Genomic DNA, 13769 nt, shown 5'->3' with positions numbered 1-13769 from the left:
CGAACGGTGAAGTGACCTTCGTCAATATCCTCGCCCCCAGCTGCATTTGGGCCAGTTTCCGAAGCGAACGTTGAACGTTGAAGAATCGACGGTATGACGCCGCCCGCCCGATCGAACTTCTAGTCTCGACTGTCATAGTTGGACTGCGCCGCACCAATCGCGTCCATATTGTCAACGGTCCAGCCGTACAGGACTGAAAACGGCCCCTCCAGCGATTGGCCAAGCGGGGTCAACGCATATTCGACCCCGAGCGGCGGTCCGGGCAAAACCCGGCGGGTGATCATGCCATTGCGTTCAAGCTTACGCAGGGTTTGCGTCAGCACCCGCTGGGTTATGCCGGCAAGCCTGCGCTTGATCTCGTTGAAGCGCCTAGGCTCTCTCAAGACGAACAAGGCCATCATCGACCACTTGTCGGCGATCTGATCGAGAATTTGCCGGCTGGGGCAATCCACTTTGAAATGGGGATCTACATCGTCCATCGGTATGCTCCGGCATCCCTGATATCTTCAGAATGCGTAATTGACACTAGGTATCAGATGCATACTTAAGACGCTCCCTTTTCACAAGAGCTGGAGCCTTCATGACTGCCCCATACCAAACCATTCACGTCGTTACCCAAGGCGGCATCGCCCGCGTCACCATCGATAATGCGCCGGTCAATGTCCTCTCGCTCCAGATGATGGTTGAGCTGACCGCCTTTCTCGACTCGGTGAAGGACGATGCGGCGACCAAGGTCGTCGTCTTCGACAGTGCCAATCCCGATTTTTTCATCGCTCATGTCGACATGACCATGGCAGAAGATCCCAAGTTCTTCGAAAAACTGACCGCGCTCGCCCTGCCCGGGTTGAACCCATTCCAAAGCCTCTCCGAGCGTGTGCGTCGCCTGCCGCAGGTTACGATCGTCCAGCTCGAAGGCATGGCGAGAGGCGGGGGCGCCGAATTCGTTGCCGCAGCTGATATGAGCTTTGGTGCTATCGGCCGGGCCGCGCTCAGCCAGGTCGAAGCCTTGATGGGCATCGTTCCTGGTGGAGCGGGAACGCAATATCTACGCCACCGTGTCGGCAGGAACCGTGCACTTGAAGTATTGCTTGGAGCCGATTTGTTCGATGCGAAAACCGCAGAACGCTATGGTTGGATCAATCGCGTACTTCCGCCTGACAGCATCGGCGCGTTCGTCGATGCTCTTGCCCAAAACATTTCGACCCTGGCCGATGGCGTTGTTGCCGCAGCAAAGCAGGCTGTCCCAGCCGAGGACTATGGGAACGGCTTAGAAAGCGAGAATGCTGCCTGGGCCGGCCTGATTGCACGACCGGCGGCCGGACGATTGATCCTTGGCGGCCTGGAACGGGGCGCACAGACACCTGTTGTTGAGCGCAACATCGAAGTCATGCTTCGCGAACTGGCAGCGCAACAACCGTAATCCATCTCGAATGCTTGGCGGCGCGATCTAGCGCACCCCGCCAAGTTCACGTTCCCCTGGAGCGGTAGCTTCTCTATCGCGGTTTGTGTCAATGGCCCCCCTTCCTTTGCGCTGTCTATTCTATCTTGCCTATGGTAGGTTTACTGTTGCTGTCGTTTAGAAGCGGAGAACCGAGCGGCTGCGGCGCCCGGACGTTAATAGTTCCGGAGAACGCTATGCCATTGCTTGAAAAGACATCTGTCAAAAGTCCCTCCACACAGCTTTCCGAGCTACTTGATGACGGGTTCCTGCTGCAGAACCTACCTATCGGCGTGTACGTGTGCGACGCGGATGGCCTAATCACCAGATTTAATCCTGCTGCGGCAGAGCTCTGGGGACGGGAGCCAAAGTTGGGAGAGCCCGATGAGCGCTTCTGCGGCTCCTATCGTCTGCTTGATCTCGACGACACACAAATCCCCACGCCGAATGTCCTACGGCCGTCGCGCTCGCGACAGGCCAGCGGTATCGCGATAAGCGCATCCAGGTAGAGCGCCCGGATGGAAGCCGTATTACCGCGCTGGTGAGTATCGAACCGCTAAAGGACCACAACGGGCATGTCGTCGGCGCCGTAAACGTCTTTCGCGACAGTAGCCTTCATTGGCCCTCGCTCAGGACCTCTGACGCCGGCGCAACCTCGCTTGCGCAAATCCTCCAAGCGCTGCCTGCGGCGATCTATACGACGGACGCTGCGGGCAAGATCACTTTCTTCAACGAAGCAGCCGTCAGTTTGTGGGGCGCGCGTCCGGAGATCGGGCGGAGCGAGTTTTGCGGCTCGTGGAAGCTTTACTGGCCGGACGGCACGCCGCTACCGCACGATCAGTGCCCCATGGCCATTGCGCTCAAGGAGCAGAGGGCCATCGCGGGACAGGAAGCAGCGGCAGAGCGGCCGGACGGCGCGCGCGTTCCGTTTCTTGCCTACCCTACGCCGCTGTTCAACGAAGCAGGAGAACTCGCCGGCGCCGTCAACATGCTGGTGGACATCAGCGGGCGCAAAGCTGCGGAGCTCGCCAGTCAACGTCTGGCTGCGATCGTGGAATCCTCCGATGATGCAATCCTGTCCAAGGATGTGAACGGCATCATCATGAGCTGGAACCAGGGCGCAGAACGCGTTTTCGGGTATCGTGAAGATGAGGTGATCGGGAAGCCCGTCACCATTCTCATTCCGCAGGACCGCCAGGACGAAGAGCCACGGATCCTTGCCCGCATCCGACAAGGCGAACGCATCGACCACTATGAGACCGTCCGGCAGAGAAAGGACGGCAGCCTTATCGATGTCTCCCTGTCCGTATCGCCTATCGCCGATGCAGATGGAAAAGTTGTTGGCGCGTCGAAAATCGCGCGGGACATTTCGGACAGGCGGCGCGCCGAAGAGCAGAAGGACCTCTTGCTTCATGAGATGAACCACCGCGTGAAGAACCTCTTTGCGTTGGCTGGTGGACTTGTCAATCTGAGCGCCCGCGGCGCCTTATCTGTTCAGGACCTTGTCTCCGACCTTCAGGGAAAATTTCTGGCGCTGGCGCGAGCTCATTCTCTTACTCTGGCAACTGCCGAGACCGATTTTCACCAGATCGCGACGCTTCACGCGCTCATTGCAGAGGTGACCGAGCCTTATTGTGGCGATGAGGCCTCCGGGCCTCGAATAATCGTTGTGGGGGACGACTTCTCGCTCGGGCGCAGCGCCATTACCAATATCGCCCTGCTGCTTCACGAGTTCGCGACGAACGCGCTCAAATACGGTGCTCTGGCGGAACCCACGGGTCAGGTGGTGGTCGAGTGCTCGGGCGAGGGAGACACGTTCCGCATGATCTGGCGGGAAGATGGGGTGGGCCAGCGAGGAGTAGATTCCTCACAGGAAGGATTCGGCAGTCGCCTGGCACGTGCGACCATCGGCGCGCTCGGTGGCAGTTTTTCTCGAGAGTTTACGAACCATGGCCTTGAGATAAAGGTCACATTGCCACAAGCCAAAATCCGCGAATAGCAGCAGAAGACGTCGGGGCTGGTCGACAGCTTGCCTGAAAATTTGCAACTGACCATGGGGTTCAGTATCCGTATCCGGCGAGTGTGTGCCGGCGGGGACCAAGAACCTTCCCCGGGGCCAGGGCGGCCAGAGTGGATCGGGCAATTCATCGGCGAACTCCTCCAGGAAGCAGCGGCGAAGAAGCTCGTCCTCCCTATTGAAGCTGCTTACGACATCCAGCCGCCGATACCGCTGATGAATGCCTCCAAGTCCGCCGACCAAATCCTCGCCTCGGTCCAAGCTGCCCATAAAGTGGCGATGGAGCGTAGCTAGAAAACGTTGCTCTGCGGGCAACGTCGAAGAGGAGGAGTAGCGGCTTGTTCGCTTCCGGCATCCAGAAGGTGATTGGCAGACTTTAGGCAAAATCGCCAGCTGGCCAAGGGCCTCGGGCGACAGGCATGGATGCAGGTGACCCGTCTCTGCGTCCGGCCTGTTGAATGCCGCTCAAATGATTAAATAGTAAGCGACCCTGCGCAGGGCGCCTCCTTTGTAGGCAGAGATCCTATTCTCTCATCTGGCGCAAGTGCAGCGCGGCCGTTGATATCAAACAACTTTTTCGGGCGGCAAAGTTGGCACGCAATTTGCTCCATGTTTTGCATGCACCAATCGCATGCACTTACTGCGCACAATGGAGAGAGAACAATGAACGTGCCGAAATTCATGTCTCGCGACCTCAGTCGCAGAGGGTTCATTAAAGCCGGCCTGGCCGGCGCGGCCGTCGCCGCGACCAGCAAGTGGTCGCTGGCCCAGGCCCAGGAGCCCAATGTCCTCAATTACCTGTCATGGCCTGGCAATGCCGACCCCTACCTGATCGCCGACTTCGAGAAAGAACATGGCGTCACCGTCCGGATCAAAGAATATGTCGGTGGCGACCAGATGCTGGCGGTGATCAACCAATCGCCACCGGGCTCCTTCGATGTTGTGCTTGCCGACGCCGAATACATGCACCTGCTGCACGAAGCCGATTTCATCGAGGAGCTGGACCCGGCGGACTATCCGCTCGAGGACTTCTTCCCCGAATTCCAGAAGTTCCCGCTGCACTGGTTCGACGACAAGCTTTATGGCGTGATGACCGATTTCGGCTATCTCGGCCTGTCATACAACACCGATGTCTATAAGCCTGAGGAAGTGCAGTCCTATGCCGCTCTGTGGGCCGAGAAGGCGCAGGGCAAGGTCGGGTTCTTTGACTGGTATCTGCCGTCCATGGGCTCGATCAGCCTGGCCGAGGGCAATCGCCCACCCTTCGATATCGACTCCGAGCACTTCGAGGCGGTCAAACAGAAGCTGTTCTCGCTGAAGCCTCAGGCGTCGGGTTTTTACACCATTGCCGACATCTTCTCGTCATTGACCAACGGCCAGACGCATCTGGTCCCCGGCATTGGCGAATGGATCACCTTGGGCCTCCGCCTCAACGGCGTGCCGGTCGATACCATCATCCCCGACGAGGGCGGGCTGCAATGGACGGAGTCTCTTTCGATCGTGAAAGGAACGCCGAAGGCTGATCTGGCTCGCAAGTTCATCCAGTACACGACCTCCCCGGAAGGCCAGGTGAAGATGGCGACCAAGGTCGACAACAAGAAATCGATCCCCTCGATGGCAGGCTGGCGGTTGCTGAACGAGACCATGCCAACCGATGCAGAAATCCTGCGCCTGACCTTCGACGCGCCCAATGTCATGGACGAGTACAAGGCCGGCAAGATCGCCTTCCGCCAGTTGCCGTCGCAGCAGTCGATCGAGGATTGGAACGACGTCTGGAGCGAGTTCAAGAGCCTCTAGCAACAAGCCTGGGGAGTTCTCAGCGATGACTGACAGCATACACGTCGACGGCGCGACCGGATCTCGGAGAGCCCCTGCTTCCAGGGTCGGATCGCACTCGTTTATGCCCGTGGTGCTGGGAGCTCCCGTTCTTATCTGGCAATTGGTCTTCTTTGCCGCGCCACTGGCCTTCCTGCTGGTCGTGACATTCTGGAAGGTTGCGTCCTTCAAGCTCGAGCCTGCATTCTCGTTCGATAACTGGACCAAGGTCCTGCTCTCCGGTCCCTATCAGAAGGCACTGGTCTACACGGCCGGAACCGCCTCGCTGGCAACATTGCTGACCGTGCTCGTCGCGCTCCCGGCGGCGTACACGATTGCCTTCAGGTTGTCGCCAAAACTGCGAAACCTGGCCGTCACCTGTCTCATCGTCCCGGTGTTCTCGAGCTATCTGCTCCGGATCTATGCCTGGCAGATTGTCTTGAGCCCGGAAGGCGTCATCAACAGCGTCTTCAAGGGGCTGGGAGGGGCCGGTCTATCGCTCCTGGGCGGACAGTTGGCGCTGCAGATCGGCCTGCTCACCCTGACGCTGCCGGTCGCTATCCTGGTATTGGTACTCGCTTTTTCGGGCATTGACCGCACACTGATCGAAGCAGCCGAAAACCTTGGCTGCCGGCGCAGCAAGGTGATCGTTCACGTCTTGCTGCCATCGATCCGCAACGCCATCGTCCTGGCGGCGTCCACGGCATTCATCCTGTCCTTTGGCGACTATGTCAGTCCGCTGTTCATGACCGGCAGCAATCCGCCCACGCTGTCGATCCTGATCGTCGATACCGTCAAATCCGGATCGCAATGGCCCAGGGCCTCGGTCATCGGCATCACGATGCTGGCGGCGCTCATTCTGGTCTTTGTCGCCGGACAGTTACTGACTCGCACCGGCAAGGGAGCCCAGTGATGTCACGTATCCTGAATACCCGCCTGTCGCGGCTGTCGCAGTTTGGTTTCCTGTCCCTGCTGGCGCTGTTCATCGCGACGCCGATGTTGATCATCGTCGTGTTCTCATTTGACGCGAACCGGTTCCCGACCATCCCATGGGGCGGGTTCAGCCTGCAGTGGCACCAGGCGGTGCTGGCCGACTCGATGATCCGCGACGCCTTCGTCAACAGCGTCATCGTGGGGCTGGGAACGGCGGCTATCGCTACGGTGCTCGGCTTCGCGGCCGCCTATATCGACTATCGCTACTTCTTTCGCGGCAAGACACTGTTCGGCCTGCTGGTGGCCGTGCCCCCGGCCGTGCCTGTCAGCATTCTGAGCATGGCCATGCTGGCCTTTCTGTCTCGCATCGGCCTGTTCGGGAGCCGGGAGGCGATCATCGTCTGCCACGTAGCGATCGCGACCTCGTTCGCCATGGCCATTGTTCGGCTGCGGCTGGGGAAGTTTTCCCGTGACCTGGAGCCGGCAGCGTGGAACCTGGGAGCCTCGCCTTTTGCGACGATCTTCTTCATCACCGTGCCGTTTTGTCGGCCGGCCCTGTTCGCCTCGTTCTTCCTGTCAGCGGCGGTGTCGTTCGACGAGTTCCTGATCGCCTGGTTTGTGGGTGGCGTGAATGAGACGCTGCCAGTGCGCATCCTCAACCTCCTCCAGGGACAGGTGAACCCGAAAATCAACGCGATCGGCACCATGGTACTCATCATCAGCGTGGCTCTTGTGCTTATCGCTCAGCGCTTTGTCGGGTTCCGCGCCACCCGGGCAACCTCCTCCAACGGCTAAAGGCATCCCCATGACCGATCCCTTCGTCAGCCTAAAAAATCTGGACAAGCGCTTCCCCGGCCACCATGCCGTCAAGGATATCAGCCTTGACATCAAAGGCGGTGAGTTCATCGCCCTGATGGGTCCCTCTGGATGCGGCAAGTCGACCACGCTACGGCTAATTGCCGGTCTGGACGAGCCGACAGGTGGCGAGATCTATATCGGTGGCCGTGCCATGAGCGGCATCCCGGCCTATGAGCGCGACACGCCCATGGTTTGGCAGAGCCTGGCTCTCTTCCCATTCATGACCGTCATCGAGAATGTCGAATTTCCGCTGCGTATGAAGGGCGTTACACCCAAAGTACGTCGCGACAGGGCTATGGAATGGCTGGAGAAGCTGGGCCTTGGGACCATGGCCAATCGCGGCATTGCGCAATTGTCCGGCGGCCAGCGCCAACGCGTCGCCATAGCCCGATCGCTGGTGACGCAGCCCTCCGTTCTGCTGCTTGATGAACCCTTGAGCGCCCTCGACTCCCACTTGCGCGTGCGCATGCAGACGGAACTGTCGCGGCTGCATAAAGAACTGGGCATCACCTTTATTTATGTCACTCACGCCCAGTCAGAAGCCTTTGCGCTGGCGGACCGCATCGTTCTCATGAGCGAAGGCACCATCCAGCAGACCGGCCGCCCACAGGATGTCTATCGCGAGCCAGCAAATGCCTTCGTGGCCGATTTCATGGGCATGAACAACATTGTTAGTGGCTCAGTGTCGCGGAGCGATGGCGAGGGTGTGGTAATCGATGGCAAGGCAGGTCAGTTTCGGGTAGCCAGCAAGAACGCTGCTCGTTCCGGAGATGTGAGCTTCGTCATTGCCGCCGACCGCATCCAGATCGGCCAGGCCAATATGGCCTCCGCCAACTCCGTGGCCGGCAAGGTGATTGGCATTGAGTTTGTCGGCTCGACGCAGACGATTTTCGTCGAGGCAGATGGCGCCGAGTTCCGCGTGCAGAAGCAACAGCACGAAATTGAAGCTCTCAACATTCAGCCCGGCTCAAAGCTGACTCTATATTGGCAGCCCGATCACGCCTGGCTGCTGCCCGACACGAACTGAAGACCAGACCGGAGGAACTATGACCTACAACGAAGCCTTCATGCAGCGCGCGATCGAACTGTCCGGGACGGCATTGGGAATAGCGGGAACTGAACCTTTTGGCGCCGTCGTCGTCCGCGACGGCCGGATTGTCGGCGAAGGTCTCAACCATTCTCTGGCGCATTTCGACCCGACCTCGCATGGCGAAGTAGAGGCGATCCGTGACGCCTGTCGGAAATTGTCGACTGTCGATCTCAGCGGCGCCGAAATGTACACCAGCTGCGAGCCCTGTCCGATGTGCGTCGCCACCATGGAAGTGGCGGGTATTTCCGCGCTCTACTACGCGGCCTCGATGAGCCAGACAGGCGAGGCATTCGAGGGATTGACTAAGACGCATCGTCATCCCATCGATGTCGACCGCCTGCGAAGCCAGGCCGGTGCTCTGGTCGGGGACCGGTTGATCCCCTCGCAGCAGCATCTTGATAGGCAAGCCAGTGACATTCTGGTCGCCTGGGCGACCGCAAGGAAATCCAATGGCTGACAAAAAGGTAGATCTACAGGTCCTGGCGGCCCGTTCGGTCAACGACCCCACCGCCAAGGGCGAGGGGCCACCCGAAACCGCCCGCAATCCATTGACCAAAGCTGCCCCGGCATCGCGTACCGAGGCGGTCCAGGAAGCGCTGCGCCAGGCAATCATCGAACAACGATTGCGGCCCGGAGCGCGTCTGCCGGAAGACGCCATCGGCGAGACATTCGGAACCAGTCGCACCATAGCCCGGGAGGCGCTTGGACGCCTGGCCGTGGAAGGACTTGTGGAATTGAAACCGAACAAGGGCGCATTCGTCGCCAATCCCTCGCTGGAAGAGGGCCGCGACATCTTCATCGTGCGGCGAGGGCTGGAGAGCATCGTAACCGGCTTGCTAGCCGGGAAATTGAGCCCGAAGGAGCTCAAGGCTCTGCATGATTTGGTCGACAAGGAGGAGGCTGCGGCAGACGTTGACGAGCCTGAGTCGATCCGGCTGGCGGGTGAGTTTCATCTGGTTCTGGTTCGGATGACTGGGAACGCCCTGCTCATACGGTATTTGACCGAAGTGATCTCGCGTTGCTCGCTGATCCTGGCCATGTATGGACGCCCGCATTCGGCACAGTGCGGGGCCGATGAGCACCGCGACATCATCCAAGCGCTCTCCGACGGTGATGCGGAAGCCGCAGACCGGCTAATGGATACGCATCTGGCGGCCGTCGCCAGCCGTGCCCAGCTGGAGAGCAAGCCGGAGCGCGACATCCGGGATCTGCTCGCTCCCTACGCTAAGCTGGTGAGGGAGGCTCAATAATGCTCGACATAACCGCAACGGCGGAACCACAATCTGCCCGCACCACCTTTGATTTCAGCGAATTGACTGCCCGCGAGCGCTATAAGCTCATGATCGGCACGGTGGTGCCGCGGCCAATTGCACTGGTCACAACCGTCGACGAGCAAGGGCGTGTCAACGCAGCACCCTTCAGCTTCTTCAATTGCCTGTCTGCCGATCCGCCCATCCTGGCGCTTGGAGTCGAGTTCCAGCCGGACATGTCGTTCAAAGACACCGCCCACAATATCCGGATGACCGAAGTCTTCACGGTCAACATGGTCTCCATGTCCATAGCCGAAGCCATGCATGTATGCGCCGCAAAATACCCTCGTGACGTCGACGAACTCAAGCGGGCCGGCCTAACGGCGATGCCTGGCGTAAAGATCGCCGCTCCCTGGATAGCCGAAGCCCCTGCGGCGTTCGAATGTCGGCGGCATCTGACGCTGGAGTTGGGGAAGTCGCGTCAGATCATCATGGGCGAGATCGTCTATGCCCATTACGCGGGCGGTATCGTGGACGATCGGTTGCACGTCGACGCGGGAAGGATGGATACCATTGCCCGTCTCGGCGGCGACACCTGCTCCACGATCCGAGATCGCTTTGAGATGCTCACACCTACGGTGTAGGAGGCCCGATATTGCCGTTACTTGCTCGGCCTGGCGGGGCATAGGATGCAATTTTGGCCGTGGGGCCTGAGACTCTTCAGCACTGTTTGTGCCTGGGGGGTGGGCAGGCAGCCTCTGAAAACGCGACGAATATCTGAACCGCAGATCCATGGACTCCGAGCGCTCGTCGGTGTCAGGCAGGTTGGTCTCGCCTTCCATCCAGTTGTTTTTGTCGGCGGTCAGCTCTGAAGCTTGCCTCGGCGTTGCCCTGTGCAAGTTCCGCAGACCGCCACGCCGCCCATCGCCTAAGCAACACGCCATGGGACTCCGAGACGGGCTGGTCGAGTATCTCGACGGTTTCTATCCGATCGGTGCGGAAATGGCGAAAGCCCTGCCGCAACTCGCACCATGCGATAAGGACGCAGCTGGTGTCCGAATAACCAAGCACAACGGGCCAGATCGTGCGTTCGGTCCGATTGTCTTGCTCAGCGCGGTAGATCAGGCGAACCTTCATTCGCCTCCGGATCGCGTCCCGCATCATTGCCGTATCCGCCTGCTCTGCCGATGCACCGAGAGGCGGCTGCGCCGCCGTGCTCGGCTCTGCAACAAACGGTCTCAGGTGAGCCGGAACAGCCGTTACGATCTTGGCAAGAACATCGTAGGCAGCAGGTGAAAGCTGCGGGTCACCGCGCATCGCCACCCATTGCGCTCCGAGCACAATGGCCTCGAGCTCTGCCGGGGTCAGCATCAACGGCGGCATGTCGTATTCGTCCGCCAAAAGATAGCCGAACCCTGCCTCGCCCTGGATCGGCACCCGTTGCGCCATCAAGGCCGCCATATCGCGGTAGACGGTGCGTGCGGACACTTCCAGCTCGGCGGCCAGCGCAGCGCCCGTCACTGGCCGGCTCGATCGGCGTAATATCTGAATGATCTGAAAAAGGCGTTCTGCGCGACGCACGACCTCATGACACCTGCTGACATAATGGTGGCAACAGGATTGCGCTACAAGCCGGCCATGCGCAAGCCGTCGTCAACAATCCGACCAGTATCAAAGGAAACGTCATGAAGTTCGCATCCGTCCGTCTCATCGCGGCTGACATCAAAACCATGGTGGCCTTCTATGAGATGGTCACGGAGACAACCGCCGCCTGGCTGGCGCCACAGTTCGCCGAAATTGTCACCTCTGCCGGCACACTCGCCATCGGGAGCGCGGAGACGGTCGCATTGTTCAGTCCGGGAAGCTCGGAGCCGCGCGCCAACCGCACCGCAATCCTCGAATTTATGGTCGATGACATCGACGCTGCATTCGAAAGGCTCAAAGATAAAGCTGAGATAGTCCACGAGCCCAAGCTTTTGCCCTGGGGCAATCGCACCTTCCAGGTTCGCGATCCTGAAGGCTCTGCGGTCAGCTTGTTTATGCCTTTTATCGATGCAGCAAAAGCGCGTTTCGCATCACGTTAGGAGGGCAGAAAGTTGGAGTTGGGCATCAGGCCGGCATTCAGAAACGTGACATCGACCCGGCCGAACTTTTCCTTGGCGAGCATCACCAGGTCGTCATTGTCCGACTGCTTGGTGACGTCCAGCTCCTGGAAAGCGACCTGCCCGCCATTGCGCTCTATCTCGGCAGCGATCGTTTTGAGTTTATCTATACGGCGTGCACCCAGAACGACTTTCGCCCCTTGCTGGCGAGCAGCTTCGCAGTGGCTTCGCCGATGCCCGACGAAGCGCCGGTTATGAGCACAACTTTGTCTTTGATCATTTTTTGAGCTCTTTCATTTGGGTTTTGGTGTCAGCTCGCGCCGGTCACCGCTGGAAGGTAAAGTCCGTTGGCCCCGGCGTTCTGCTGAGGCCAAAGTCGGCAAGACCGCGATGATCCAGCTCGCGCCGCAGGGTCTTCAAAACCCGTTTGCGCTGCCAGGCGTGAACGATCTTTCGTGCGATAGCCACAATGCGCTTGCTCATCGGACCGGCTCGATACGGACTGGAAATTCGCCCCTGATATGGAGGGCCTCATAGCCTTCATCAAAGCGGCCAAGGCGGATCAGACCGGTATGCTCGTAGGGGGCGCAAAACAGCGCCAGGTTGCCCCAGGACTTGAAATAGCAAAGGTCGTAAGGCTGTTCATTCTCGAACGGCCCGCTGCCCTCTTCCGTGAGCTTTCGCGGCAGGTGCACGATTTTCTCATTGCTCGAAAAATCCTCGATCGTGAGATCGAGTGGCAACATCGAGTAGAAGTCCCGCGCGGACGGATTGTCGTACAGGGTGGCGATCATGGTTTGACTGCCGAACGTCATCCTGATTTTCATGTCGGTCCTCCTCTGGCCTGCCGGTTCATTCCCCTGTTGGGCTTTCGCCAGGGAGGGCAATAGAACTGTGGCAACGCCGGCGGCGATCAAGGCGCGGCGGTTGATCAAAATGGGCTTTTTGCTCATCTAGGCGGCTCCAGTTTTGCTTTGGAGGTGTCCTTGTACGGGAGCAAGGAGGGCTTCTCCTGGCCGTCCCTGACCGGCTTGCCGCCGTAGGCCTGCTCGTTGAAGCCTCCGGTCATGCTGATAGCCAGCCAGTCGAATTGGGTCCCAATGCCGCCCCCGAAGGTGCGGCACCAGAACTTTCGCAGGCTCATGCGCTGCGGGGCTGACATCAGGCCAGGTGCTGCTCGAAGAAGGATTGCAGCTTGTCGAAGGGAATGATGTCCATCTGGTCGTAAAGATCGACGTGGCTGGCGCCCGGGATGATCATGAGCTCCTTCGGCTCTGCCGCAGCTGCATACGCCGTCTCGCTCATGTAGCGGGAATGCGCATTTTCGCCATGAACCAACAGAGTTGGACGAGGCGAAATCTCGGCGATGTAGGTCAGGAGCGGCATGTTCATGAAGGACAGACCGGAGGTCATCGCCCAGGAGTTGCCCGAGTTCACCGCACGCGGATGATAGCCACGCGGCGTGCTGTAGTAGTCGGCATAGTCGACCATGAACTGAGGCTCGCCGCCTTTGAGCTGGTTCGAAGCGGGGCCGTATGCCGGAACTCCAGCTTCGGCGTCCTTCCAACGCTGCTCGCCCAACTGCTCCAGCATTTGGGTGCGCTGTTCCAGGGTGACGCTGTCGTTGTAGCCATGGGCTGAGACGCGGCTGATGTCATACATCGTGCTCGCCACAACCGCCTTGATGCGCTTGTCGATCGCAGCGGCATTCAGAGCCATACCGCCCCAACCGCAGACGCCAATGATGCCGATCCGTTCGCGATCAACGGAAGGTTCCAGGCCGAGAAAATCGACGGCTGCGCTGAAGTCTTCGGTATTGATATCGGGCGATGCGATGTTGCGTGGCTCGCCGCCGCTTTCGCCGGTGTAGGACGGATCGAAGGCCAGGGTGATAAAACCCCGTTCAGCCATGGTCTGGGCATAAAGGCCCGACGACTGCTCCTTGACCGCCCCGAAGGGGCCGCTCACAGCAATTGCCGGGAGGCGCTCACCCGAGCGTCCCTGAGGCGAATAGAGGTCACCCGCCAACGTGATGCCGTACCGGTTCTTGAACGTGACCTTACGGTGATCAACGCTTTCGCTTTTCGGGAAAACCTTGTCCCAATCGGTCGTCATAGTGAGTCCTTCCTGCGCTGCAGCTGGTAGCCCGGCGATCGCCAGTGCACTCACCGCGATGGCGCCGGCACCGGCTGCCTGAAGGAGATTGCGCCGGGACATGCCTGCCTGTGAGAAGTCGGTTTCATTGTCGAAATTGCTCATCTGAAAT

18 protein-coding genes and 1 pseudogene are annotated in these 13769 nt (G+C 59.5%); 11 read left to right on the top strand and 8 right to left on the bottom strand.

Annotated elements, in window-relative coordinates:
* Nucleotides 1-119 precede the first annotated feature (119 nt).
* Nucleotides 120-479 (bottom strand): helix-turn-helix domain-containing protein, encoded by a 360-nt coding sequence (locus FF80_RS19425; RefSeq protein WP_035103375.1) that lies wholly within the window; start codon nucleotides 477-479, stop codon nucleotides 120-122.
* Nucleotides 480-580: 101 nt separating this feature from the next.
* Here FF80_RS19425 and FF80_RS19420 point away from each other — a divergent pair, with 101 nt between their 5' ends.
* The 10 genes and pseudogenes from FF80_RS19420 (at nucleotide 581) to FF80_RS19370 (ending at nucleotide 10045) form a co-directional block, all read left to right on the top strand.
* Nucleotides 581-1420 (top strand): enoyl-CoA hydratase/isomerase family protein, encoded by an 840-nt coding sequence (locus FF80_RS19420; protein WP_035103373.1) that lies wholly within the window; start codon nucleotides 581-583, stop codon nucleotides 1418-1420.
* 463 nt (nucleotides 1421-1883) lie between these two features.
* A pseudogene (locus FF80_RS22435) lies at nucleotides 1884-2450 on the top strand (PAS domain-containing protein); the annotation flags it as partial.
* The gene (locus FF80_RS19410; protein ID WP_348270341.1) at nucleotides 2427-3437 is read left to right on the top strand and encodes a PAS domain S-box protein; all 1011 of its coding nucleotides are present in this window, start codon (nucleotides 2427-2429) and stop codon (nucleotides 3435-3437) included. The pseudogene FF80_RS22435 and the gene FF80_RS19410, both read left to right, overlap by 24 nt.
* 681 nt (nucleotides 3438-4118) lie before the next feature.
* On the top strand, nucleotides 4119-5252 hold the full coding sequence (locus FF80_RS19400; protein ID WP_035103367.1) for a spermidine/putrescine ABC transporter substrate-binding protein: 1134 nt from the start codon (nucleotides 4119-4121) through the stop codon (nucleotides 5250-5252).
* A gap of 103 nt (nucleotides 5253-5355) precedes the next feature.
* Entirely contained in the window at nucleotides 5356-6183 is an 828-nt protein-coding gene (locus tag FF80_RS19395; RefSeq protein WP_035103364.1) for an ABC transporter permease, read from the top strand.
* On the top strand, nucleotides 6183-6998 hold the full coding sequence (locus FF80_RS19390; RefSeq protein ID WP_052153782.1) for an ABC transporter permease: 816 nt from the start codon (nucleotides 6183-6185) through the stop codon (nucleotides 6996-6998). Before FF80_RS19395 ends, FF80_RS19390 begins: the two co-directional genes overlap by 1 nt.
* Nucleotides 6955-8088, top strand: coding sequence for an ABC transporter ATP-binding protein (locus FF80_RS19385; RefSeq protein ID WP_244445836.1), 1134 nt, complete (start codon nucleotides 6955-6957; stop codon nucleotides 8086-8088). The genes FF80_RS19390 and FF80_RS19385 overlap by 44 nt, the downstream gene beginning before the upstream one ends.
* Before the next feature lie 19 nt (nucleotides 8089-8107).
* Nucleotides 8108-8608, top strand: coding sequence for a nucleoside deaminase (locus FF80_RS19380; RefSeq protein WP_035103360.1), 501 nt, complete (start codon nucleotides 8108-8110; stop codon nucleotides 8606-8608).
* Nucleotides 8601-9401 carry a GntR family transcriptional regulator gene (locus FF80_RS19375; protein ID WP_081917554.1) on the top strand — a complete coding sequence of 267 codons (801 nt, stop codon included), beginning with the start codon at nucleotides 8601-8603 and terminating at the stop codon, nucleotides 9399-9401. The genes FF80_RS19380 and FF80_RS19375 overlap by 8 nt, the downstream gene beginning before the upstream one ends.
* Nucleotides 9401-10045 carry a flavin reductase family protein gene (locus FF80_RS19370; RefSeq protein WP_052153781.1) on the top strand — a complete coding sequence of 215 codons (645 nt, stop codon included), beginning with the start codon at nucleotides 9401-9403 and terminating at the stop codon, nucleotides 10043-10045. Before FF80_RS19375 ends, FF80_RS19370 begins: the two co-directional genes overlap by 1 nt.
* A gap of 172 nt (nucleotides 10046-10217) precedes the next feature.
* Here FF80_RS19370 and FF80_RS19365 read toward each other — a convergent pair whose 3' ends face one another.
* Nucleotides 10218-10982, bottom strand: coding sequence for a YafY family protein (locus tag FF80_RS19365; protein ID WP_081917553.1), 765 nt, complete (start codon nucleotides 10980-10982; stop codon nucleotides 10218-10220).
* Nucleotides 10983-11086: 104 nt separating this feature from the next.
* Between FF80_RS19365 and FF80_RS19360 the strand changes: the two genes are divergently transcribed.
* Nucleotides 11087-11485, top strand: coding sequence for a VOC family protein (locus FF80_RS19360; RefSeq protein WP_035103358.1), 399 nt, complete (start codon nucleotides 11087-11089; stop codon nucleotides 11483-11485).
* Here FF80_RS19360 and FF80_RS22295 read toward each other — a convergent pair.
* The 6 genes from FF80_RS22295 to FF80_RS19340 are packed head-to-tail and all read right to left on the bottom strand — an operon-like array spanning nucleotide 11482 to nucleotide 13762.
* On the bottom strand, nucleotides 11482-11673 hold the full coding sequence (locus tag FF80_RS22295) for an SDR family NAD(P)-dependent oxidoreductase (RefSeq protein ID WP_244445842.1): 192 nt from the start codon (nucleotides 11671-11673) through the stop codon (nucleotides 11482-11484). The two genes, FF80_RS19360 and FF80_RS22295, sit on opposite strands and share 4 nt — an antisense overlap.
* Nucleotides 11670-11783, bottom strand: coding sequence for an SDR family NAD(P)-dependent oxidoreductase (locus FF80_RS22290; RefSeq protein ID WP_244445835.1), 114 nt, complete (start codon nucleotides 11781-11783; stop codon nucleotides 11670-11672). The genes FF80_RS22295 and FF80_RS22290 overlap by 4 nt, the downstream gene beginning before the upstream one ends.
* A gap of 44 nt (nucleotides 11784-11827) precedes the next feature.
* Nucleotides 11828-11986 carry a hypothetical protein gene (locus FF80_RS22035; protein ID WP_160172865.1) on the bottom strand — a complete coding sequence of 53 codons (159 nt, stop codon included), beginning with the start codon at nucleotides 11984-11986 and terminating at the stop codon, nucleotides 11828-11830.
* Nucleotides 11983-12456 carry a cyclophilin-like fold protein gene (locus FF80_RS19350; RefSeq protein WP_035103356.1) on the bottom strand — a complete coding sequence of 158 codons (474 nt, stop codon included), beginning with the start codon at nucleotides 12454-12456 and terminating at the stop codon, nucleotides 11983-11985. Before FF80_RS19350 ends, FF80_RS22035 begins: the two co-directional genes overlap by 4 nt.
* Nucleotides 12453-12665, bottom strand: coding sequence for a hypothetical protein (locus FF80_RS19345; protein WP_035103354.1), 213 nt, complete (start codon nucleotides 12663-12665; stop codon nucleotides 12453-12455). The genes FF80_RS19350 and FF80_RS19345 overlap by 4 nt, the downstream gene beginning before the upstream one ends.
* Nucleotides 12665-13762: an alpha/beta hydrolase gene (locus FF80_RS19340; protein ID WP_035103352.1), complete on the bottom strand. Its 1098-nt coding sequence runs from the start codon at nucleotides 13760-13762 to the stop codon at nucleotides 12665-12667. Before FF80_RS19340 ends, FF80_RS19345 begins: the two co-directional genes overlap by 1 nt.
* Between the last annotated feature and the right edge of the window lie 7 nt (nucleotides 13763-13769).

Source organism: Devosia sp. LC5, from assembly GCF_000735585.1.
GTDB lineage: Bacteria > Pseudomonadota > Alphaproteobacteria > Rhizobiales > Devosiaceae > Devosia.
This window is presented reverse-complemented; position numbering and strand designations above follow the sequence as displayed.